Origin of the sequence: Cytobacillus oceanisediminis 2691 (assembly GCF_000294775.2) — a bacterium.
GTDB classification, from domain to species: domain Bacteria; phylum Bacillota; class Bacilli; order Bacillales; family Cytobacillaceae; genus Cytobacillus; species Cytobacillus pseudoceanisediminis.
Map to the genome: position 1 here is coordinate 1,573,370 of NZ_CP015506.1, position 23,253 is coordinate 1,596,622.

Sequence of the window (23,253 nt, forward strand, 5' to 3'; positions counted from 1 at the left end):
TCTTTAAAGGAAGTGCCTGGATGGAATCATCATTTAATTCTTATCAATCCCTGAAAAAGTGGAAAGAGGAACAGATAATATATCGCTATGATACCAGTGCCCTGAATGAATTTCACGACCTTATCATGAATGCTGTTATTAGCATAGCTTTGGAGCGATTGAAAATAGAAAGATCACCTTCATGGAAGTTTGCCTGGTTTACAATGGGAAGCGGCGGGAGAATGGAACAGGGCTTTCTGAGTGACCAGGACCATGGCTTGGTGTTTGAACCGGGTGAGGCAGAAGCAGAAGCGTATTTTTTGCAGCTGGGGGAGGAAATTTCAAAAGGTCTGCATGCAGCTGGATATCCCTATTGCGAAGGGAATGTGATGAGTTCAAATCCGCTGTGGTGCAAGTCGCTTTCTAAATGGAAAAGACAGATTCAAGCATGGATGCAGGAGGAGAGTCTGCAGACGATAAGAAATCTCCACATTTTCTATGACAGCAGAGTTCTTGCGGGCCAGGAGGAATATATAGGTGAATTGAAGTCCAGTATCCACACGAACATTCAAAAAAGCCCTCATTTGCTGACCAGGATGATGGAGACCAGTATGCATATAAAAAAATCAGTTGGTCCATTTGGCCAGCTTCTGACAGAGGAAAAGGGGAGCCATCAAGGAGAGCTGGATCTAAAATATGCAGCATTTATACCTTATGTAAATGCGGTTAGAATTCTTGCTGTCAAAGAAGGGATATTGGAGACATCCACTATTGCCCGAATGGGTAAGCTCAAAAAAATGAATGGCTATGATGAGGAAATGGGTAAATATGAAAGTAATTTTGCCGCTTTGTTAAAATGGAGACTTCAATCTTACAGGCAAACAGATACCTATGATGATACTCATTACATTCAGCTGAAATCCTTATCAAAATCTGAAAGAAATGAATTGAAAAATATTTTAAAGGATGGCAAAAAGCTTCATCAATTTGTAATCAGGGCCATTGAAAAGGGTGCAGGTTAATGGGATTCCATCCTTTTGTCCAATTTGTCAGAGGTATTCAAGGAAAACTTCAAACTAATATGTTTGGTGGGATGAATGGTCAAAATCCACAGCAAATGGCATTTATAAGGCAAATGCAGAGGGAATTGGAGAATACCGATTCAATGGCTATTCCATTCGGAAATTTGAATGTGGCTGTCTTTGATATTGAAACAACTGGATTTTATCCGGATAAAGGGGATCAGATTATATCGATTGGTGCGGTTAAAATTATTAAAGGGAAAGTCAGTGAAGACAATTTTTATTCACTCGCCCGATTTGAAAAGCCACTTTCAAACGAAATTAAGGAGCTGACGGGTTTATCTGAGGCTGATTTAGAAAAAGCCCCTCCTCTCTCGGAAGTATTGATTAGTTTCCTTGAATTTGTGAAGGATATGCCGCTTGTGGCCCATCATGCGAACCACGAGAAAAGCTTTATGCAGCACAGCTGCTGGAAGCTATTCCGTACGCCATTCAAGTATAGGATATTAGATACTTCCTTCCTTTACAGGATAGCTGATCATAAAAAATCATTCTGGAGATTAGAAGACCTTTGTGAATTTTATAGCATCCCTGTTAAAGACCGCCATCATGCCCTGGGAGATGCAAAGCTTACTGCTCTCTTATGGTGCCGTTTGATCGAGGAGGTTCATAAATTAGGATGCTCCAACTTAAAAGAGGTTTACGAGCGAATAGCCAGGTTTAGCTAAACAGTAGATGCCCTAACACTGGCCGGACAGTAATTACAAAGTTTGCGTATAAACCAATAGGTAAATTAAAGCCCCAATCACTATGAGATTGGGGCAAAGTTGTTATTCCTAAGGCTCACGGCAGTAAGCACAAAGTTCTCCCTTAGAATTCCCCGTCAAAAGGAGTAAAAGGGATGTTAAGTCTATTCTCAACTGCCCTTAGCCTTTGGTTCAGCCGATTAAGCCTTCGTGTATGGCGGTCAACGGTCTGGTTCAGCATTTTAACCTGGTCAGTCAAATTTACCAGCTGCCTGTTCAGCCGGGTAATCTCTCTGGATTGCTCCTGATTTTGCCTTTCCAAAGCTGTAACCCTTCTTTCGAGCTGCTGGGGCTGTCTGTCATCATATTGTTCGTACTGCTGATAATCATATTCAGGGGTGAAGTGGGCTGCTGGCTGAGGAAGATAACCTTGATAATAGCCATATGGATACATTGGGCACTCTCCTTTTATGCAAAAATCCTATAACTCCTTATAAGGTATGCATAAGTGGGCGGAGAGACACGGCAAATGCCTATTTTAATTGCCGGCTGCTAATTTGTGATCGGTATCATCTGAAGGGAAGGTCTTTAAACAGCCGTATCTGTCTTTACATGAAGGGGGGAACACCTTTGCTGATTTCTGAAACAAGGGAAGTGAGTGATTGCATCTGCTGGTCATCGAGGTCAAAAGCAATTTTAATTTTATTTTCAAGATCAGCTGTTACTCTTCTCTTGCCTACCTCAACCAGAGCTATTAGAGAGAAGCTGCAGCTGACAACTCTTGCGAAATCACGCTGTGTCATGTTATAGCTTTTTCTGATTAGCTTAATAATCTCTTTGTTCATTCAAATTCATCCTTTGAAAATTCTCCCTATTTTTTATCAGGGCAAGATTTTTTTAGTCTTATAGCTATTAAATTAGCATTGTGCTATAGGTTTGTCAAAGTAATTTAATTACAATGGAAAAGCAGTTTAATAGATTAGCTGCATGTATAATTACTAAAATAAGGGGAGAAAAGGATTTAGAAGGGAGCTTTGCCTGTTGAATTTACTTTGGGATTTTGACGGCACTTTGTTTGATACATACCCAGCCTATACAGCGATTGTCAGGGAAGTAATGGGAGATGAAAAGATCTCGGGAGAAGAGATTTTTTGGCAGTTAAAGGTATCATTCAGTGATGCATTTGAACATTTCGGTTTAAATGATGAACAAATTAAAGCAATCAGGAACATGGCGAGACAGTTGCGGCCCAAAGATTTAACGCCTTTTCCTGAGGTTGAGCATGTATTAAAGCAGGCTGATAAGAATGTTATTATGACTCACAAGGAAAGAGATGATGTTCTATCTATATTGCAGTTCCATAATTTGGATGGATACTTTACCGATATGGTAGCAGGTGACGACGGCTATCCCCGCAAGCCTCACACCGCTTCATATGAATTTCTGCATGAGAAGCATAAAGTGGATATAGCAATTGGAGATAGGGAAATAGACATTTTGCCGGCAAAGGAGCTTGGCATAAAAACTTGCCTCTTTCAGAATAATACTCCAGGAGCAGATTACTATTTGAGTCACTATAGAGATTTTAATAAGATAATAAAATAAAGCATTCATAGAAAATACGCTCCTGGCTAAAATTATGGTAGATACAATACAAGACGCCTGGCACGTCATTAGATGCCAGGCGTCTTGGTTTATAAATCAAGTGTTTTTGGTGAATTTTCTTTTGTGTTCATCAGCGTTATTTTAACCGGTTTAATTTCAAGAACAATTAAATTGGAATCGTTCGGACCATCGAACCAGGGTTCCATATTTTCATTCCATAGTTTTTCTTTTAAATCATCCGAATCATTAATAGAGGCTGTTCCTTCAATTTCTACATAGGAATCACCAAACCCTTCACCTTCATATCCTGCTAAGATATGAACGTTTGAGTTGGCTTTAATTTCATCTGCTTTATCTGTCTGAATGCTGGTGGGTGTAAACAAGGTAAGATTATCGTTAAAAAATGTCATGTAGCGGGAATAGGGTTTGTTGTTCTTCACGGTAGAAAGGATGCCTATTTTGCTGTTTTCCAGTATATTTATGATTTTTTCCTTTAGGTTATTCTGGCTCATAGTATCCAGCCTTTCTTATGTCCTTGTTCCATCGTCATATTTATCGCCAAACAGCTTTTTCTTTTTGATTGTTTCAAAGTCAGCTTTGTACTTTTCCTCTGTAGAAGAACTGCTCTTTATATTTGAGCCGTTTTTTTCTTCTTCTTTTTCTTGTTTTAAGTCTTCCACTGGAATAGGATCTACATTCTTCTCACTTTCATACTTGTCAAATAAACTTTCTTTTTCGGTTTTATATTGCTCGGGGTTATCCATCTTTCCATCCTGAATGTTTTTGTCAGCCATTTTAGACATCCTCCTTAATTCGGCTTCTCTTCCTGAGGTTTTTCCGGCTCTCTTTGGGGCTCGATATCTTTGTTGTTTTCTTTCTTTTTTTCTTGTTCTATAGAATTATTTTTTTCTGAGTTGTATTTATCTGACATTGTAAAACCTCCTTTAACTGTTAGTATTCATTACCCGCTTCATGAAGAGTAAAACGCAACGGGCCAGATATCCAGAGTGCAGGACTAACAGAATAGAAAGACAGACAGCAACTAAATTTGAAAAAAGGGTATTGGTCTGAAGGATATCAGCAAATAAAAAAATGCACCTTCATTCTTGTGAATGAGGTGCATTTACAGTTAGGCTGCTGTTAAGCTGGTACTATTTTTGCCAAGCTGTCTATGTTTTATTATCTGGTAAACATACCATACTGCAATAGCAAGCGTAATGACTGAACCGATGATCATCGACAATTGATAATCCATCTGAAAGCCTTCAGGTGCATAGAAGATATACGTCGATACTACACCTGTCATAAACAAGGCAGGCACACCGCAAATCCAGTGGAATTTCTTATTTTTCAAGAGATACATCGTGGCGGTCCAAAGCATGACTGCAGCTGTAACCTGATTTGTCCATCCAACATATCTCCATAAGAAAGAGTAATCGATTGTTGCAAGGTATAAAGTTGGAAGAGCCACCGGTAAGGTGGTGATGACAACCTTCCATCTGCCATCCGTTTTCATAAAAGAGGACAGCGATTCAGCCAGCATCATTCTTGAAGAGCGGAGAGCTGTATCACCGGTTGTAATCGGGAGGATAATAACGCCTAAGATAGCAAGTATCCCTCCGAATGTACCTAGGAGGCTGCTCGAAATTTCATTAACGACTCCAGCTGGGCCTCCTGCTGCTAAAGCTTCCTGAAGACCTCCTGTTCCCCCGAAAAAGGTCATGCCCGCTGCAGCCCATATTAAAGCGATTATTCCTTCTCCAATCATTGCTCCATAGAAAACCTTTCTACCGTCGCTTTCCTTTTTCAGCGTGCGTGAGACAATCGGACTTTGTGTTGAATGAAATCCAGAAATGGCACCGCAGGAAATGGTGACCATCAGTAAAGGCCAGATAGGAAGCTCTCCGGGATGAAAGTTAGAAAGCGTTACATTCGGTATGGGTTTTTCGCTGAATAGCAATGCGACTGCAATGGATACAGCCATAAAAATTAAAATAGCTCCGAGAAAAGGATAAATTTTTCCGATAATCCGGTTTACAGGCAACACAGCTGCCAGGATGAAGTAAGCAAAAATAATGAACAATGAAGCTATAAAACTTAATGGTGTTATGCTGGAAATAAGCTGTGCCGGTCCAGCAGTAAATGCAGCGGCAACCAGTACCATTAAGAGAATAGAAAATATATTAATGGCTGTTTTGGCCGGTTTTCCTAAATATCTGCCAACAATAGAGGGAAATTGCTCGCCTTTATGCCTCAAAGAGAGCATCCCTGAAAAATAATCGTGAACGGCGCCGGCAAAAATGGAACCGGCCACTATCCAGATAAAAGCAACTGGTCCATATAAAGCCCCCATGATAGCACCGAAAATCGGACCCAGTCCTGCAATATTCAATAATTGGATCAGGCTGCCTTTCCACCAGCTCATTGGAACATAGTCCATTCCGTCATTTTCTGTGTAAGCCGGTGTAGGAATGTTATCATTTATACCAAAGATTTTCTCTACTACTTTCGAATAAGTGGCGTATCCTGCCACCAGCAAAACAATCGATCCTAAAAAAGTCACCATGAAACAAGCCTCCTGTTGAAAATGAATTATCGTTAAAGTCTGAAACTTATGAATATGTGGAATATTGTACAAGTAAAATGGAAGGAAAAGCAAGTCTATTTCAGAAAAAAGATATTTTCCGATAATAAATAACGCTTCCATTTTCGGAAGAGTAGAAAAAGAGAAGAAAAATAACGCTTCCATTTTCGGAAGAGTAGAAAAAGAGAAGAAAAATATTGAAGGAACCCTCCTGCAAAAGAAACCATAAGCTACTATAAGTCCATTTGAAGGGGGGAAGACAATGATTATCCTTTCGAATAATCAAAATAAACCGGGGGTTTCCAGCTTTTTTGGTGTTCAGCGTGAAATTTATCTTGCCCTGGAGAGCAGTCCGGAGACTCATCAATATGATTCAATGCATGAACTGCTGTTTGATATCCTTCTAAGGGAGAACATCATCAAAGCAGCCAGGCAGCTTTATGCCAGCCGAGTTGAATTTGCACCCTTTAACACATCGCGTTTCAATCCGCGCATATGGAGAGGGACAAAATATGGATACCTGCTCGATCCATCCGTTTTACCGTCAGATGCGATTATGGATGTGTTTACGAACAGCTGGGAATATGCTTTTGAATGTACAACAGCCATTGTGCTGATTTTTTATAAAGCTGTCTTGGACTCTATCTCTGTCAGCCGCTTCAATACACTATTTCAGGGGCTTCTTGTTTGGGACTGGAATTATGACCATGATCTATCGATTGTTACAAAAAGAGGCAGGAATTTCATACCTGGTGATGTGGTTTATTTTTATAATCCTGATTATGGTCATCCAGTTTGGACAGGTGAGAATTCCGTATATTTGGGCGGAGGGATGTTCTTTGGGCATGGGGTTGGCATGGAAAGTGAAGCAGGGATGATAAGAGCCCTTAATACGTTAAGGAAACCAGGTGCTACAAGGGATGCTTATCTTATTTCACAGCACAGCCGGTTGAATGTGAAGTATTTATCCCAGTTTGCAAAGCGGCCATTGTCTATAGTCTAAAACGCAAGTAAGCTGGTATTTCAATAGGGTGAATCGCTTATTTTCCAGAAGCCATTCACCCAAATTTATCCTCAATTCTAGTATATTAAGACGATTTTCCGATCCCCCGTTATTTGTGTCCTTTAGAGGCATATTTCCTGTAAATATGGGAAAACAAAAGATAATGAATATAGACTTATACACCAAATTACTTGATGTTTAAACATTAAAGGAGACAGAAATATGAAATTATCCCAGGTTATTAAGTGCCTAAAGGATAGTGGGGAGATGGATGTTTTTACAAACGATCCTGAAATTAGAGGGATTGAAATGGATTCACGCAAAGTGAGGAAAGGAAGCCTTTTTGTTGCGATTAAAGGCTTTCAGACAGATGGACATCATTTTATTGGACAAGCTGTTGAAAATGGGGCGGCTGCCGTGGTGGGTGAAGAAGCCCTTGAATTGAATGTGCCCTATATAAAAGTAACGGATAGCAGAACCAGTTTGGGGAAGCTGGCAAGCTGTTTTTATGATCGTCCATCAAGGAAACATAAAATAATTGGCATAACAGGAACAAATGGGAAAACGACCACTGCCTATATTTTAAAGCATATCTTGGAGACTGCAGGCAGGACATGTTCCCTCTTGGGAACTGTATCCAATATTATTAATAACAGGGAATATAAGACCAGCAATACTACACCAGATGCTTTACAGATCCAAAAAATGCTGAGTAAAAGCCTTGATGAGTTTGTCGTTATGGAGATTTCTTCACATGCGCTGGAACAATCGAGAACAGAAGGTCTGGAATTAGATTACGGACTATTTACTAATCTGGCTCATGACCATCTTGATTATCATGAAAATATGGATCAGTATTTTCTTGATAAAAAGAAAATCTTCACCTTACTAAAAGACGGCGGTAAAGGAGTTATAAATCTCTATAATTCATGGGGAGAAAAAATGGCAGAGGACCTGCAAAAAGAAAAGATTCCTTTGATTTTGCTTGGTGATGATCAGTGCTGTTCAATAAAAGACGTTGCTATTAATGGGAGAACAGTATTTATTTTGGAGATGAAAGGTCAGTCTTTTGAAATTGAATTTCCTCTTCCGGGACACCATAATGTCTATAATGCAGCAATGGCTTTTTTGACAGGCGTTGATCTGGGGATAGACACTGCAGATATTATTAAGGCCCTGGATGGATTCCCGGGCATCCCGGGCCGTTTTGAAACTATAATCCACCCTTCAGGAGCTAAGTTCGTTGTGGATTATGCCCATACTGTGGATGCGTTTGAATATTGCCTGGAAGCAGCGAGGCAACAGGGAGCGGAAAGAATCTTTCAAATCTATGGATTCCGCGGAGGAAGAGATCAATCTAAGCGCATGGACATGATTAAGGCATCTGCAAAATACTGCCATAAATTTTACTTAACGGCTGATGATTTAAACGATGAATCTGAGGATGAGATGATAAGCCAATTGCATCGGCTGAATAAAGAATTTGGATGCGGTAAGGGGGAAGTGATTCCCGACCGTACTTTGGCTATTCAGAAGGCATGGCGGGAAGCTGGGGAGAGTGACTGGATTTTTATTACCGGAAAGGGGCCGGAAGCTTATCAAAAGCCATTTGCTCTTCCGGCTGAAAGTGATTTGGAAACCCTGAAGCTGCTCCTGGAATCTGGGAGAAAACAGGCGGTGCTATAAGAAAAGCGGAAGCGCCTTGCCCGCGAAGGAACGCAGACTAAGAACGCCATGTCCTCGCATGTCCTGGGGCCTCACCCCGAGGGGGGAGGCTGTTTGTACAGACAGTTGTCGGCCTTCGGAATTTTATACTTCCTTATCTTTCAAAATAAAGGATGCAGACCATTATTGGTCTGCATCTTTTGTTATTCAATAAGATCTAGATAATCGGCAACAATCCCATCCAGTGGATAATGCTTCAACTTTTCTGCCTCTTTCCTGGAACGCACAGTCCAGGCGATTGCTTTCATGCGATTTGAGTGAATCAGATCGATCACGCGTTTATTAACCACAGTCCATTTTGGGTTCAGGTAACTGGCATATTCAGCAATATTTTTAATCTCAACAGTGTCAGGCGGATAGTTAATTAAGATGGCGACAGGGATTTCCGGCACCAATTCATGGAATCTTTTCATTGATTCGGTTTCGAATGACTGAACAATAATATGGTCGTCCCCTTTTGTGTGAAAATTTCTTTTCTTTAGTTCCTCTGCAATCATTTTTTCAATGCCAGGGTATAGGGACGGTTTTTTTAATTCAATTAAAAGCCCGACGCGATCTGCATATTTGTCTAAAACCTCTTCGAAAGAAGGGATGCAGGCACCGCGGAATTTTTGGGAAAACCAGCTTCCGGCATCCATCTTTCTGAGCTCGTCAAAGGTAAAATCGGACACCTTGCCTTTATGGTCAGTTGTGCGGTCGACAAGTGAATCGTGAATCACAACAATCTTTCCATCCTTGCTTAATTGGACATCAATTTCCAGATAATCTGCACCCATTTCGATCGCACGGTCATATGAAGGGAATGTATTTTCAGGACAGTAGCCGGCTGCTCCCCGATGTCCGATTTTTTTCATTTTGTGAGTGGTGCTTGTCATTTTTTTTATGCCGAAAAATGAAATAACTGTAGCCAAAGCTGTAAAAAAAACATTTTTCATTACCTTCAAAGTCATTTCTCCTCGCCATTTTTTGCTCATCTTAAAGGATTTAAAAACATTTTGTCAACTGCCAGTGGATTTCTTCAAAATAAAATGACTCTGCCCCGGGATAAGGAGCAGAGTATCTTATCTCTGTTTATTCCCATTCTTCATAAACAATAGTACCGCCAGTCAGATCCAGAGTATTTCTTTCGCCCTTATAAAAAAGCTTTCCTTCTTCTTTAACAACCAGGTTCTCATATGTAAATACACTCTTTCCGGAAGGAAGCTGGATAATAATTTTCTCACCTAGTTCTTTTTTAGGGGCTTCTATATTAATGAGGCTTTGAGAATAAAAATATAATGCTGTAAAGACAGCAGCAAAAAAGCCCAATAGGACAATTGACATCAGCATAAATTTGCTCTTTGGCTTCCCCATATGCAATTCAGATCTTGTCATGTTCCCTATCCCTCCGCTAACTAGATATATTCGTCTATTCCACCAATTTTCGGCATTTAATCCCCAGTGGCGAATTTTAGTCCCAAAATAAGGTATGCAGAAATAGAGATGAAAATGACAAAAACGGGCTGAAAGTTAGACAAGCTGAACAGATAGAGGTATGAATATGGAAAAAAACTGCGAAAAATGAAACAATTACAGGTTTTTGTCCGTATATAAATTAATCCGTTAAGGGAAAAGGGAAAGGAGGCATGGGATAGAATAGATGGACAATAAAATATGGATAGGGTGATGTAATGGAACTATTTGGTTTTCCTATTCAGACAATATATCTCTTCACACTTATTTTTTCGGGCATCTTAATTATTTTGTATGTGTTTTTTGGAGATATTGCTGACGGAATTGGGGAGGGAAGTTTTCTAAATCCTGTACTGATTCTTGCATTTATCACTTTTCTTTCCGCTGCAGGCTATATCTTTGAAACGGCAACCTCTCTTAATAGCGTGGTCATTCTCTTGATAGGAGCTGGAATTGCAGGACTGCTGGATGTACTGCTGAATATCTTTGTTCTTATTCCATTATCATCTGCTGAAGAATCTCTCGTTTACACAGATGAATCCTTAAGGGGAAGATTAGGTACGGTATTAATACCTATACCGGAGAATGGTTTCGGTGAGGTTTTGATTGAAAATATAAGCGGGAGAATTTCCAAGCCTGCCCTAAGCTATGAAAATACGTTTATAGCAGAAGGCAGCAATGTGCTGATCGTTGAAGTGGAAAATGGAGTTATTAAAGTTATCGATTATAAAGAATTATAGACAGGGGGACATATAATGCTAATGATTTGGGTTGTAATTGGAATTGCAGCATTTTTGCTAATTGCGCTTCTTGGTGTGTTCATTACAAAATATCGGACTGCAGGGCCAGATGAAGCGTTAATCGTAACAGGAAGTTATTTGGGCAGCAAAAATGTCCATGTGGACGAATCCGGAAATAAGATAAAAATAATTAGAGGCGGAGGAACATTTGTATTGCCGGTCTTTCAGCAGGCAGAGCCATTGAGTCTCCTTTCAAGCAAACTGGAGGTTACCACTCCGGAAGTATATACCGAACAGGGAGTCCCTGTCATGGCAGATGGTACTGCAATCATAAAAATCGGCGGGAGTATTGGAGAAATTGCTACTGCTGCAGAACAATTCCTTGGTAAATCAAAGGAAGATCGTGAAAATGAAGCGAAAGAAGTTCTAGAGGGGCATTTACGGTCAATTCTGGGTTCTATGACAGTCGAAGAAATATACAAAAATAGGGATAAATTTTCCCAGGAGGTTCAAAGGGTTGCATCACAGGATTTGGCTAAAATGGGCCTGATCATCGTTTCTTTCACAATCAAAGATGTCCGCGACAAAAATGGCTACCTGGACTCACTGGGAAGGCCAAGAATTGCTCAGGTTAAGCGGGATGCGGATATTGCCACAGCTGAAGCTGAAAAGGAAACCCGGATAAAACGGGCGGAAGCAGCCAAGGATGCCCAAAAGGCAGAACTTGAAAGAGCGACAGAGATAGCAGAAGCTGAGAAGGAAAATCAAATGAAAATGGCTGATTACAGAAGGGAACAGGATATTGCCAAAGCCCGGGCTGACCAGGCATATGACCTTGAAACGGCCAGGGCAAAGCAAGAAGTTACGGAGCATGAAATGCAGATCAGGATCATTGAACGCCAAAAGCAAATTGAGCTTGAAGAAAAAGAAATCTTAAGAAGAGAACGCCAATATGATTCCGAAGTGAAAAAGAAAGCTGATGCAGACAGGTACGCTGTTGAGCAGGCAGCAGAGGCTGAAAAGAAAAAGCAGATTGCCGAAGCGGATGCAAACCAATATCGGATTGAATCACAGGCCCGTGCCGAAGCTGAAAGAGTTAGGGCAGATGGGATGGCGAAGGCTGATTCACAGCGCGCTCAAGGTGAATCAGAAGCCGAAATCATCCGCCTCAAAGGACTGGCGGAAGCGGAGGCAAAGAGGAAAATCGCTGAAGCGTTTGAACAGTATGGCCAGGCGGCCATGATGGATATGGTCATTAACATGCTTCCGGAATATGCGAAGCAGCTTGCAAGCCCGCTATCAAATATTGATAAGATTACAGTGGTAGATACAGGAAGTGACAGCAATAATGGCGGGGCCAATAAAGTAACTGGCTATGCCACCAACCTGATGTCCACGATGCAGGAAAGCCTGAAAGCTTCGTCTGGCATAGACGTGAAGGAGCTTCTCCAAAATTTTTCTGGCAAAGGAAACGTCCGGCAAAGCCTGGAACAGCTGACTGAGGAAATTAAAGAAAAAGAACCCGTCCAATCCGCTAAAGGAATCCAAGCCACTCTAGCTCATAAAAAATAATAAAATTGCCTATTTTTTCAAGGAAGATAGTCTGGAAATACTGTTATATCAGCAAAAAGCAGAAGCCTTCACACGGAAGGCTTCTTTTTTGCGATGAAAACTGTGTATTCGTCTATCGCACAAATTGGGTGAATTGAATAGGATATATTGAATCAAACAAAGGAGGTAATTGACTATGTCAGACGGATGTGGATACGGCGGCGGTTTCGCCCTTTTAGTTGTTTTGTTTATTTTACTGATTATTATCGGTGCTTCTTGGGGTTATGGCGGATTCTAATAATTAAACATGGAGACAGAGTTTATTAGTAAGGGAGGGGATTCTATAATGTATGGCTACGGATATGGCGGCTGTGGATATGGTGGAGCTGGATATGGCGGAGCTGGATACGGCGGCGGTTTTGCGCTAATCGTTGTTCTGTTCATCCTGTTGATCATCGTAGGTGCTTCTTGCTTTAAGTGGTAATAGATTAAAAGAAAAGCAGGGGGACCTGCTTTTCTTTTATATGCATACATACCTTTGGATGTGAGTGTGAGAAGCCACGGCAAATTCCGCTTGAAAATGAAAATATCCACTCGCAAAGAGTCTGTCTCCGCGCAAAAAAAAAAAGTGCGCGCAAAAGGAAAAATCCCGCGCAATACAAACAAATACCCGCGCATAAAAATCCGTCTCCGCATACAAAAACCTGAAATCAGTCAGCAAATTCACTAATTGCAAACTCGTGTTTCCTATTAAGCCAAATAGGGAAAAGAAGCAGCATAAACGAAAATGGGAGGTTTGCAAAATGGATGAACTTAAAACTCAGGATCGGGAAAATACGATGAGGGAAATATACTCGATATTGGAGGGTGGACTTCAGCGGGAAATGCATAAAAGCGAGTACAAGCTTGTTTCAGAGTGGGTAAGCGGTTTTAACCTGGAGGAAAGAGCAACGATATTAAATATGCTTAAGGAGCTAACCAACAAGCATATCAGGATTGATTAATGACAAGCAGGCAGATACTTGCATTAAAGCTGCTGATCATTTGCCTATTGACAATAAAAGCCAGAAGCTTATATACTACAATCAAAGAGTTTGAAAGGATGATTTAGGGGCATGAAGTTATAATCTTATTTTTTCTGGTATCTTTTTATATTTAAAAAGTTTAACCCGGAGAACATAGGATTAGTGTGCCCTTTTTTAGTCATCCCTTATCGGAACTGATGGTTACTATATTTGTCTGTAAGCGGATCAAATTTTATTTAGGCGCATGTTTTTTATGTATTTGCACCATTTCCAATGATGGGTGCACAATCCTCTCCGGGTATGGGGAGGTTTTTTTATGTGTGCAAATAAACGTATAATCAGCAATCAGAACAATAATAACCTGCCGATTCTCATGGCCAGGGGTCTTCAAAAGTCATTCGGTGATAAAACGGTGTTTTCTAATTTGGACTTCGATATTTATCAGCAGGACCGCATCGGCCTTGTTGGCTTAAATGGCACAGGTAAAACTACACTGGCCGATATTTTGTTCGGCAGTATTCAAGCGGATAAAGGCACTATCGAGCGGATGAAGGAGCCATGCAGAATTGGCTACCTGCATCAGTCGGCAGACTATTCTGTCAGTGAAATTCGCGATTTCAACCAATCTCCAGATGAAGAGATTCTTCAGCAGGCAAGCAAACTAGGCCTTTCAAAACTCCATGAATGGGAGCCGGATAGACTTGATTCTTTGAGCGGCGGTGAAAGACTGAAGCTTTCTTTAGCTAAAGTCTGGTCATCTAACCCGGATATGCTGATTTTGGATGAACCTACTAATCATTTGGACTTACAGGGCATCGAATGGCTAATTAGCGAAATCTGCAATTTCAGCGGCCCGGTTCTGATCATTTCCCATGACCGTCATTTCCTTGATCAGGCAGTCGGGAAAATTTTCGAATTACAGGAAGGCATTCTCACCATTTATCAGGGTAATTACACAGCATACCGGGAGCAAAAGCAGAAAAACTTTGATGATCAGCTACATCAATTTAATGTACAGCAGAAAGAGATCGAAAGAATCGAAAATCAGATGTCCAATTTAAAAAAGTGGTCTGAAAAAGCTCACAGGGAATCAACTAAAGGCGGAAGTCCTTCTGAGAATAGGCAGATGGGATTTAAAGAATATCACAGAGTGAAAGCCAAAAAGATGGATCAGCAGATTAAGTCAAAAATGAAAAGACTTCAGCAGGAGCTGGATAAAAATAAAGTTGAGAAGCCGGAAGAAGAGGGGAAAGTACATTTTCAATTTGATGCGTCAGGCAAAAGAGGGAAGAGAATCATTGAAGCTAAAAACCTTTCAAAAAGCTTTGGCGATCGGACTCTTTTCGAGGATAGCCAATTTTATATCAAGCACGGTGAAAAAATAGGGATTCTTGGAGCAAACGGGGCAGGCAAGACCACATTTATCCGAATGCTTTTAGATGAAGTACCGCCTTCTGATGGAGAACTTTGGGTCAGCAGCACTTTAAAGATTGCTTATTTAAATCAGGATATCAATGATTTGCCCTTAACCAAAAATGCCGTTGAGGCACTTGATCTCACCGATCGTGAAATGATTTACAAGGCAAGGACCCTGTTAGCGAATTTGGGGATGAAGGAAGCGAAGTTAAATCAGCCGATTGAACAGCTTAGTATGGGAGAGCGAATTAGGGTCAAGCTTACAGATATGCTTTTAAAAGAATATGATGTGCTAATACTAGATGAGCCGACGAATCATTTGGATTTGCCAAGCAGGGAACAATTTGAAAAAACACTCAAAGAATTTTCAGGGACGCTCATCATTATTTCTCATGATCTATACTTTTTGGAGAAGTTAAGCTCAAGGTTACTTGTATTTAAAGATAATAAAATTACCAGATTTGAAATGGACCTGAAGGAATATCAGATTAAATCCAGGAATTCTAAACAGGAAAAAGATCATGACTCCATGAAAGAGCAAATTATGGTTATTGATAACCGCATCAGTGTGATACTGGGAGAACTCAGTCTGCTTGTTCCGGGTGACAGCAAATATGCGGAATTGGATAAAGAGTTTAATGGCTTAATAACTAAAAAAAGAAAATTATTAAATCAATAAGTGCAAAAAGGCGGGCCTTAATAAAAATGGCCCGCCTTTTCATCTGATTATTAATTCTTTTTAGTGCTGTTATTATTCTTTTTCGCATTAATCCACAGTTTGCCCTCTGCTGTCTTGCGAGTTTCATTGCCGTAGTCATCCGTTACTTTCACTTCAATTTCGGCACCAGGTGCCTTTACATTTGAAGTGGCAGTATAGTAGCCGACATAATGGCCTGGGGAAGTTTCCATCATTGGAAGCTCAGTAGCGTTATTCAGCTGTCCCCCTGCATTTGTTAAAGGCATTCTGATGGCAAACGTCGCTTTTAACCCTGGTTCACTATCAAATTCGATTTTTACCGATTCGCCTTTTTTAAGTTCCTTGTCTTCTGCAGGAAGAAGATTTTCTATGGCTGGAGCGGTATACTTAGCTTCGACCGTGATCGTTTTTTCTTCGGTGTTCTTCGCTTTATCCTGTGCTGTTACCGTAATGGTGTTTTCACCTTCATCCAGCAGGATGCGAAGAGAGTATTCACCATCTGTAATCTTTGCTGCCTGGCCGTTTACTTTAACCCAATCAAGGTTATCATCTGAAACGGTTCCTTTAACAGTGACTGTTTCTTTATTTGTTTTGGATTTATCTGCAGGACTTGATATTGTCAATTCCGGCTTTGTTTTGTCATATATTACTTTTACAGATTCAGAGGCATCAGTAGACCCAGACTCTGTAGCTGCCTTCGCTGTAAGAGTATTTTCCCCTTCAGAAAGTGAAACTTCACTTGAGAATGTACCTTCTTCAGTTGTTTCTGCTGATGCGACTTCCTCTCCATTATTAAATACTTTTACAGTAGTTGTAGGAGCCGAAGTACCTTCAACTGTAACCTTCCCTTGGTTTGTGAAGGCTCCGTCAGCCGGAGAAGTGATGACTGGTGCAGTTACTTCATAGTTCACTGTGGCACGGATCATATAGTTTCCTTCATCCTCTGGAGCAGGAGACCATGCACCGCCTACAAGCTGCCAGCTGCGTCCTGCATTTTCTCCATCCTCATCTGTACCAAGACCAGGAGCATTAGGGTTTGGTGCTGATTGGATATATACCAGATAGAAGTCGCCATTTGTAACGATTCCTTCGTCACTAAGATCTACATGTGTCCATTCACCGTTTCTTAAGGCTGTTGCTTCAAATGGACCTGCCAGCTTTTTGCCAGGTGCCCCATCTGGTCCGCTTGCATCATATACTTCCACTTTGAAGTCTGTTCCGCCCGGAGTCGGCCAGCTGGTATCCCAGAAGCGGAATAAGCCGCCAGTAACCATCGCACTGTCATGGCCGGATGCAAGGGACATCTTAACTGCCCAGCCGTTGCCTGCATCGTAGAATGCACGTGCATTTTCAGCTGTACCATCATCATATCCGATTTCACCCGGGTATCCGATAAATGGCTTTAGTTCAATATTTTGCTCTAAAGAAGAGCCGCCTTCGATTGTGATGCTCTGCTCCTTGCTGTAGTAGGAAGGTGCCATAGCTTTTAAAGTGTATGTGCCTTCGTAGGCTGTGATTGTATATTCACCATTTTCATTAGTTGTTACTGGCTGTACTGCTGCATCTTCTATTAAAAGTAGTGAAGTGTTCGCAACAGGCTCCCCAGTTGCTTCATTTGTCACAACACCTGTGACTGTGCCTTTTGGTATTTCCTCAAGGACGAAGTTTGCAGTCGCTTCTCCATCCTGCGGGATATTTACGCTTTGCGTTTGAGAACGATAACCGTAAGCTTCCGCTTTTACAGTGAAATCTCCTGAAGCATGTGTCATTTCAAACGTTCCATTTTGAGGATTGGTAAATACGGACCTGCCTGATTCCAGCACACTTACTTCGGCAGTAAGCGGAAGCAGCACAGGCGCAGGCTGCTGCTGTTTATCATCATCTTTTGCAGGAGTATCCTTTTTAGGAACAATGCTATCCGGATTTACCTTTTCTTTCTTTAATTCTGCAGAAGGTTTATCTTTGCTGATGCCAAGCTGAGCTTTACCTGCAGGTTCAACTGGAGTATCAGATAATTGAACATCATCGATATACCAGCCTTGCTTCTGTACTGATCCATCTGTAGTCACATTGAATGCTACATAAATTCTTTGTCCTGAATACGCACTTAGATCCACTTCTGCATTAACCCACTCTGTTGTATTACCATTTACTCGAAGAACCTGTTCCCAGTTTTCCATGTCAGTGGAAACGAATACATGGCCGTAATCATAACGGTTTTCAAGCTCGTGCCATTGCTTGAACTGAAGGTAGGCATTGCCTTCCGGCAGGTCAATAGGAGGCATCTGAAGATTCATGTTTGCTCTATTTGCATAGTTGCCGTCAAGTTTAGTTGCATATACTTTTTCTCCGGATGCTGCATTGCCAGGACCTGAAGATGGGGTACCCCACTCCCAGCTGTTTTCCGCTCCATATGAAGTCCAGCCGACCGGCTGTGCTTCAAAGTCCTGAGAATAGCCGATGCTGATTCCAGGTCTTACTGCAACTTCATAGGAGTCAGTTTCAGTTAGATTTCCGCCAAAATCATTGACCTTCCATTTATAAGTAACTGAAGGCTCGGCGATGTCTTCTCCAGGAATCACTGCCTGGTAAGTACCATCTTTATAGTTTCCAGCTGTTCTTTCGGCCTCAATGGCTGCCCAGCTGCCGTCAGCTTTTAAGTATTCAAGATCAACTCTTGTGACGCTTACATTATCTGATGCCGTCAATTCAAGTGCCAGATCCATTCCTGCATATGTTTCCTGAGGTGCTTCGTGATTGGCTGCGGGAGCTTCTGAGTCATCTCCTTCTTTTGCAACCTGGCCTTTAATTTTTCCAAGACCGGTCAGTACGGAAGAAACCGCATCGAAGGCATTGACGAGCCCATATCCAAAACCATTATTGGGTGTCTCAGGATAAGTACCATTTGTCAATGGAGTAGAGGTAGTCAGTAAAATTTCCTCCATCTCTTCAACAGTCAGACTTGAATCAACCTGGCGGAGCAGCGCGGCAACCGCAGAAACATGCGGGCCAGCCATGGAAGTTCCATTCCAGCCGCCTTCATATCCGCTTCCGGGAACTGAGGAACGAATGTTGACCCCGGGTGCGGATACATCAGGTTTAATTTCATCGTATGGTGATGGTCCCAGCAATGAGAAGCTGCCTAAACCATTATTAATGTCTGTCGCACCAGTTGCGAATGATTCCGGGTAGTTAGCAGGTGTTGCAACGGAACCAGGTCCGCCTGGATTAAACAAAGTTGTGTTTCCGGCAGAGAACTCTGGGAAAATTTCAGCTGCCCTCCATGCCTGAACCATTGGACGATACCACTCATCCAGCCCAGGTCCGCCGCCCCATGAATTGTTGACAACATCCGGAGCTTTTTCAGGATGCGGGTTTCCTTCAGCATCCTTTGGAGCTAGAATCCATTCACCTGCTTCAAGCAGATCTATGTCAGTTCCGCCGCTTGCAGTGAAGGCTTTTACTGCAATCCATTTCGCACCAGGTGCAACCCCGATCTGATTGGCTCCATTTGGCTCGGAACCCACCATTGTTCCAGTTACGTGGGTACCATGTCCCTGATCATCATATGGTGCTGTCTGGCCTGCAGTGGCATCAAACCAGCTGAATTCATGCGTTGGTGAATCAGGTTGTGCTGGGTTATAGCCCCGGTATTTTTCTTTTAACGCCGGGTGGTTCCACTGAACACCTGTATCAATGGATGCAACGACAGTACCCGATCCGTCGATTCCCATTTTCCATACTGCAGGAGCACCGACACGGTCAATATTCCACTCGATTGAACTTGTTTCTGCTTGTGTTTTGAGAGCTTTTTCGGCTTCCTTTACTGGCTTATGAAGCTGTCTGGTTTCGTTTGGAAGGATTTTTTCTACTTCAGGAAACATGGCAATTTTTTCCATAACGTCCTTTGTAGCTGTTACTGCAATGGCGTTGACGATGTAGAAGGATTGAACATCTTTTGCCTTGCCGTCTTTTTCCTGCTTTTGAAGGAAATTTGTGACTTGGCCTTGAGTTTCAATAGCTGTAGATCTTAGTGAGGATAGGACTGCAGAGCGTTTCATGTACTTGGATTTAGAGGCTGTCAGTTTTTGGGATGCAGCCGCTTTTTGAGCTTTCTTGGCTGCTGCTGAAGTATCAGCTTGTTCTTTAAATTTTATCAGGAATGTTACTTTATCTTTTTTATCAAATTGTTTCAGCAATGAGCTGTTTATTTTGCTTTTTGCTGTCTGAGGTGCAGCTTGCTTAACTGAGGTATGCGGAGAGCTTTTACTTTCAGCTGATCCCATGCCTGGGAACATCAGGGGCAAAATCAAAAAAGCTGTCAGCATCACATAAAGAATGCGATTCAATGATTTTCTTTTTCTTTTCAAAAAATTCCCTCCTTGTTTTGTTTAATTCCTTAAATAGTGTCTTCCGGCAGAATGAACTCGATCACCTCCTAAGGGTTTCTTCCAAAAATGGAAAACCCTTCCGCTAACAAGAACTTTAGCTGAATAATCAGCTGGAGATTGTCGAAAAATGAGGTTTATTGCTGGGGAATGAATAAAATAGCTAGAAGGTTTTAGAGCATTCATAAGGTTACAGTCTTAAAGAATCAACTTAACCTGGTTATATCTAGATGAAAGGAATCATTTTTACCCAGAAATATTGGAATAATAATAATTTTTGGAAAAAATAAGAAAAAGGAGGGAGGCAGTATTTTTCCAGAATGATAAAATGAATAAAAAGAGGGGGAACTTTAAAAGATGCCTTTCGTCAATCCAATAGGAAAATAGCAAGTAAATTATATGAAAATGGGTATTTTGAAGTGTAACTTTCTTTGTATTACTTATGAATTCTGGCTGGAAGAATGGTTACAGTGAAAAGGACTCTTTCTTCGGAATTCGTCTTAATTAATACAAAGGAATCAGAACATTTAGGAAAAATAGGATAAATGAACAGAATTTGTATTTTGACCTGCATGAAATTTGATTTGATTATTTTACATAAATATTGGAATAGTGTTTCTTTTCTATTTTTCATTCGTCTAATAATACGCGAGGGGGCGCCAAAATGGAGAGAATATCGGCAGAAGCTTTTGAAGATATATACAGCGAATACAGCGATCGAATTTATGGATACATATTTCTTCTCGTGAATGATAAGGAAGTCGCCGAAGATCTGACACAGGACACCTTTATTAAAGCTTATAAATACATGAGCCAATTTAATGGGGAATCCCAGATCTTTACATGGCTGGTCCGAATATCAAGAAATGTAGCCATTGATTATCTGCGTAAAAAAAACAGATTCAAATTTTTCTCAATTGAAAAATTCCAGCTCCAATCAGATGAAGAGACTCCAACCGAGATTATGATTAAGGGTGAAAAAGTTACACTCTTATATGAAGCAATCCGACATTTGAAATTAAGCTATCAAGAAGTGCTGATTTTGAGAAAAATAAAGGAGTTTTCAATCAAAGAAACGGCCGAAATCTTGAATTGGAACGAAAACAAAGTTAAAATCACCACTTCCAGGGCACTCGCAGCACTAAAAAAAGAATTGCAGAAAAGGGGGGAAATCCATGAAGAGCTCATTCGGATTCGATAATTCTTTTCGTGAATTAGACCGTATTCCGCGATCGCAAAAGCAAAAACAGGATAGCCTGCAAAAAATATGGAGTGGTATAGAGGATAGGCCAAAAAGAAAGAAAAATATTTTTCCTAAATTTTTATCTGCTGCCGCAGTAATGGCTGCTTGTATTATGTTCGCTTTCATTATTTTTTCTGAGGAATCAACGACAGGGGGCAGCAGCAGTGCAGATATACTTGGAGATAGTTTTATCAGTCAAACAGCTATTGCTCTATCAGAAACTGAGAATTCCTTCTCTGCTGATGGAACGTATTCTGCTGAAACCGCGACTGTAAAAGATGAAAAGTGGGAAAGCACGGCAAGAACTGCCATAAATTCGGCAATGCCTGCAGAGGCCGTCATCGACTCCAAACCATTATATGATATCCAATTTATTATGAAAGGCAAAGAATCTGTAAAGGTGAAAGTCTGGAACGAGCGTGGTGAAGTATATTTCAAGTCAATGGACAGTGAGATAATGTATGCAGTTCCCTCTGAAGAAGGTGCCATATTCATTGAGTATTTGGAAGCCATTGCACACAGTATTCAAAAAACTCCTTAATTCAGACTCCTTTTTAGGGGTCTTTTTTTATTAGGCGTAAAGCCCTGAAAATTTACATATTACGAGAATTTTTTCAAAATAATGTTTTATCCCCAAATATCAGGGTAGTACTATCTTAGTTGTTAATTAATTTATTTGCTGGCCAGTATTTTTCCTTTGCGCAGGGGTTAGGCACAAGCTTAAAGCTGAAGATTAAATATGATTTAGGGGGAGCATCATGAAAAAGGGATTAATCTTTATCATTTCCGCCATCCTGCTTATTGGCACCTTGGCAGGCTGTTCTGGTGAGGAAAGTGTTCAGGCAGAAAAAACGAAGGATGGAAAAGTAATTGTTGATTTTTGGAGCTTCTGGGGTTCGGAAACGAGGCGTCCGATCATAGAAAAAATCATAGAGGATTTTAACAATTCACAGGATGAGGTTTTTGTAAAGCATACATATTTGCCCTGGGGAGATATTTGGACAAAGAACCTGGCATCCGTCGCAGCGGGAAACCCGGCTGATGTTATTATAAACGATATTAATTCAGTCGCCCAGCGAGCTGAAAACGCCCAATCAGAAGATCTGAGCAAGTATATCGATGAATCCTTCAAAAATCAATTTTATCCTCATTTATGGGAAACGGTAATGTACGGGGACAAACCTTATGCAGTTCCATTCAATACAGATACAAGATTGCTATTTTACAATAAAGATGCTTTTAAAGAAGCTGGACTTGATCCGGAAAAGCCGCCAGCAACATGGGCGGAACTGGAGGAGTACGCCGCAAAGCTTGATATAAAGGATGGAGACCGATATGAGAGAGTTGGCTTTTATCCGCTATGGGGCAGCATTGGTGCGGCCAGCTGGATGACAAGCGCTGACGGCGGAAAAGGATTCATTCAAGATGGAGAACTTTATATCAATACACCTAAAAAGCAGGAAGCGCTTCAATGGCTGCTGGGATGGAAAGAGCGTCTTGGTGAGAAGACAGTTCAATCTTTTGAAGCTGAATTTGGCAGTGAGCAGTCAAATCCATTCATAGCAGGCAAAGTGGCAATGTGGGTTGATATCGGCACGTTTTACACACAGATTCGTGACTACGGAGAGGATATGAACTTTGGTGTAGCTCCAATTCCTGCATTTGAAAAAGGTTCGGGGAATTGGAGCGATGGCGGCGGTTTCGTAGCTGAAATACCGAAAGGAGCCAAACATCCTGAGGAAGCTATGAAATTTATCAAGTATTTAACTGGCCCGGAGGCACAAAAATACTGGGCTATGAAAAACTATGATAATGTCGCAAACAAAGAAGCTGCAGAAGCAGTTGTTAATGAACTAAAGGGCGATGATAAGTACGTATATGAAGCTTCGGTGAAAAACCTGGATCAAACGCAATTGTTTCCGGTTCCAGTAAAGTATCCTGATTACCAAAACCGCATCAATCCGCATATAGACAGTGTGCTGCTAGGAAAAACGAAGCCAGAAAAAGCGCTGGCAAAAGCAGAGAAAGATGTTGAAAAACTAAAGAGAAAATAGAACAAAAGAGAGAAGGGGCCTCC

General features: G+C 41.2%; 23 protein-coding genes. 14 read left to right on the forward strand and 9 right to left on the reverse strand.

All coding sequences use genetic code 11. The annotated features are described in order from the left end of the window. Positions 1 to 20: 20 nt before the first annotated feature. Together A361_RS08065 and A361_RS08070 are read left to right on the forward strand one after the other, a co-directional pair. On the forward strand, positions 21 to 1,001 hold the full coding sequence (locus A361_RS08065) for a DUF294 nucleotidyltransferase-like domain-containing protein (RefSeq protein ID WP_009331130.1): 981 nt from the start codon (positions 21 to 23) through the stop codon (positions 999 to 1,001). Continuing rightward, positions 1,001 to 1,729 carry an exonuclease domain-containing protein gene (locus tag A361_RS08070; protein ID WP_019381576.1) on the forward strand — a complete coding sequence of 243 codons (729 nt, stop codon included), beginning with the start codon at positions 1,001 to 1,003 and terminating at the stop codon, positions 1,727 to 1,729. The genes A361_RS08065 and A361_RS08070 overlap by 1 nt, the downstream gene beginning before the upstream one ends. 142 nt (positions 1,730 to 1,871) lie before the next feature. Here A361_RS08070 and A361_RS08075 read toward each other — a convergent pair whose 3' ends face one another. Together A361_RS08075 and A361_RS08080 are read right to left on the reverse strand one after the other, a co-directional pair. Beyond that, positions 1,872 to 2,201, reverse strand: a complete 330-nt coding sequence (locus tag A361_RS08075) for a hypothetical protein (protein ID WP_009331128.1) — start codon at positions 2,199 to 2,201, stop codon at positions 1,872 to 1,874. Positions 2,202 to 2,355: 154 nt separating this feature from the next. Further along, on the reverse strand, positions 2,356 to 2,592 hold the full coding sequence (locus A361_RS08080; protein WP_009331127.1) for a helix-turn-helix domain-containing protein: 237 nt from the start codon (positions 2,590 to 2,592) through the stop codon (positions 2,356 to 2,358). 196 nt (positions 2,593 to 2,788) lie between these two features. On the opposite strand from A361_RS08080, the gene A361_RS08085 reads away from it, so the two are divergent. After that, positions 2,789 to 3,352, forward strand: coding sequence for an HAD hydrolase-like protein (locus A361_RS08085; protein ID WP_009331126.1), 564 nt, complete (start codon positions 2,789 to 2,791; stop codon positions 3,350 to 3,352). A gap of 89 nt (positions 3,353 to 3,441) precedes the next feature. Here the strand turns inward: A361_RS08085 and A361_RS08090 are convergent, their stop codons facing one another. The 4 genes from A361_RS08090 to A361_RS08105 form a co-directional block, all read right to left on the reverse strand. Beyond that, the gene (locus A361_RS08090) at positions 3,442 to 3,864 is read right to left on the reverse strand and encodes a pyridoxamine 5'-phosphate oxidase family protein (RefSeq protein ID WP_009331125.1); all 423 of its coding nucleotides are present in this window, start codon (positions 3,862 to 3,864) and stop codon (positions 3,442 to 3,444) included. Positions 3,865 to 3,879: 15 nt separating this feature from the next. Then, positions 3,880 to 4,146: a hypothetical protein gene (locus tag A361_RS08095; RefSeq protein WP_009331124.1), complete on the reverse strand. Its 267-nt coding sequence runs from the start codon at positions 4,144 to 4,146 to the stop codon at positions 3,880 to 3,882. Between the two features lie 14 nt (positions 4,147 to 4,160). Continuing rightward, the gene (locus A361_RS08100) at positions 4,161 to 4,283 is read right to left on the reverse strand and encodes a hypothetical protein (RefSeq protein WP_019381577.1); all 123 of its coding nucleotides are present in this window, start codon (positions 4,281 to 4,283) and stop codon (positions 4,161 to 4,163) included. 198 nt (positions 4,284 to 4,481) lie between these two features. Continuing rightward, entirely contained in the window at positions 4,482 to 5,918 is a 1,437-nt protein-coding gene (locus tag A361_RS08105) for a carbon starvation protein A (RefSeq protein ID WP_019381578.1), read from the reverse strand. 280 nt (positions 5,919 to 6,198) lie between these two features. Between A361_RS08105 and A361_RS08110 the strand changes: the two genes are divergently transcribed. Together A361_RS08110 and A361_RS08115 are read left to right on the forward strand one after the other, a co-directional pair. Next, positions 6,199 to 6,939, forward strand: a complete 741-nt coding sequence (locus tag A361_RS08110) for a hypothetical protein (RefSeq protein WP_009331122.1) — start codon at positions 6,199 to 6,201, stop codon at positions 6,937 to 6,939. Positions 6,940 to 7,161: 222 nt separating this feature from the next. Beyond that, positions 7,162 to 8,625 (forward strand): UDP-N-acetylmuramoyl-L-alanyl-D-glutamate--2,6-diaminopimelate ligase, encoded by a 1,464-nt coding sequence (locus A361_RS08115; RefSeq protein WP_019381579.1) that lies wholly within the window; start codon positions 7,162 to 7,164, stop codon positions 8,623 to 8,625. 182 nt (positions 8,626 to 8,807) lie between these two features. Here A361_RS08115 and A361_RS08120 read toward each other — a convergent pair whose 3' ends face one another. Together A361_RS08120 and A361_RS08125 are read right to left on the reverse strand one after the other, a co-directional pair. Beyond that, positions 8,808 to 9,614, reverse strand: coding sequence for a glycerophosphodiester phosphodiesterase (locus A361_RS08120; RefSeq protein WP_372675452.1), 807 nt, complete (start codon positions 9,612 to 9,614; stop codon positions 8,808 to 8,810). A gap of 121 nt (positions 9,615 to 9,735) precedes the next feature. Continuing rightward, positions 9,736 to 10,038 (reverse strand): hypothetical protein, encoded by a 303-nt coding sequence (locus A361_RS08125; RefSeq protein WP_019381581.1) that lies wholly within the window; start codon positions 10,036 to 10,038, stop codon positions 9,736 to 9,738. Positions 10,039 to 10,334: 296 nt separating this feature from the next. On the opposite strand from A361_RS08125, the gene A361_RS08130 reads away from it, so the two are divergent. The 6 genes from A361_RS08130 (at position 10,335) to abc-f (ending at position 15,527) form a co-directional block, all read left to right on the forward strand. Then, positions 10,335 to 10,856 (forward strand): hypothetical protein, encoded by a 522-nt coding sequence (locus A361_RS08130; protein WP_019381582.1) that lies wholly within the window; start codon positions 10,335 to 10,337, stop codon positions 10,854 to 10,856. A 15-nt stretch (positions 10,857 to 10,871) separates the two neighbouring features. Beyond that, positions 10,872 to 12,428, forward strand: coding sequence for a flotillin family protein (locus A361_RS08135; protein WP_009331117.1), 1,557 nt, complete (start codon positions 10,872 to 10,874; stop codon positions 12,426 to 12,428). A 175-nt stretch (positions 12,429 to 12,603) separates the two neighbouring features. Next, positions 12,604 to 12,705, forward strand: coding sequence for a YjcZ family sporulation protein (locus A361_RS29325; protein ID WP_019381583.1), 102 nt, complete (start codon positions 12,604 to 12,606; stop codon positions 12,703 to 12,705). Between the two features lie 48 nt (positions 12,706 to 12,753). After that, a complete protein-coding gene (locus A361_RS29330; protein WP_019381584.1) occupies positions 12,754 to 12,891 on the forward strand; it encodes a YjcZ family sporulation protein in 138 nt (45 codons plus the stop codon). A 319-nt stretch (positions 12,892 to 13,210) separates the two neighbouring features. Further along, positions 13,211 to 13,411, forward strand: a complete 201-nt coding sequence (locus tag A361_RS08145) for a hypothetical protein (protein ID WP_019381586.1) — start codon at positions 13,211 to 13,213, stop codon at positions 13,409 to 13,411. A 337-nt stretch (positions 13,412 to 13,748) separates the two neighbouring features. Continuing rightward, the gene (gene abc-f, locus A361_RS08150) at positions 13,749 to 15,527 is read left to right on the forward strand and encodes a ribosomal protection-like ABC-F family protein (RefSeq protein WP_019381588.1); all 1,779 of its coding nucleotides are present in this window, start codon (positions 13,749 to 13,751) and stop codon (positions 15,525 to 15,527) included. Between the two features lie 50 nt (positions 15,528 to 15,577). Here abc-f and A361_RS08155 read toward each other — a convergent pair whose 3' ends face one another. Beyond that, positions 15,578 to 19,873, reverse strand: a complete 4,296-nt coding sequence (locus A361_RS08155) for a S8 family peptidase (protein ID WP_180321098.1) — start codon at positions 19,871 to 19,873, stop codon at positions 15,578 to 15,580. Between the two features lie 724 nt (positions 19,874 to 20,597). Between A361_RS08155 and A361_RS08160 the strand changes: the two genes are divergently transcribed. The 3 genes from A361_RS08160 to A361_RS08170 all read left to right on the forward strand — a co-directional run bounded on the left by A361_RS08160 (position 20,598) and on the right by A361_RS08170 (position 23,230). After that, entirely contained in the window at positions 20,598 to 21,134 is a 537-nt protein-coding gene (locus A361_RS08160; RefSeq protein WP_019381590.1) for an RNA polymerase sigma factor, read from the forward strand. After that, the gene (locus tag A361_RS08165; protein ID WP_019381591.1) at positions 21,109 to 21,717 is read left to right on the forward strand and encodes a hypothetical protein; all 609 of its coding nucleotides are present in this window, start codon (positions 21,109 to 21,111) and stop codon (positions 21,715 to 21,717) included. The genes A361_RS08160 and A361_RS08165 overlap by 26 nt, the downstream gene beginning before the upstream one ends. Before the next feature lie 217 nt (positions 21,718 to 21,934). Continuing rightward, positions 21,935 to 23,230 carry an ABC transporter substrate-binding protein gene (locus tag A361_RS08170; RefSeq protein WP_019381593.1) on the forward strand — a complete coding sequence of 432 codons (1,296 nt, stop codon included), beginning with the start codon at positions 21,935 to 21,937 and terminating at the stop codon, positions 23,228 to 23,230. The last annotated feature ends 23 nt before the right edge of the window (positions 23,231 to 23,253 follow it).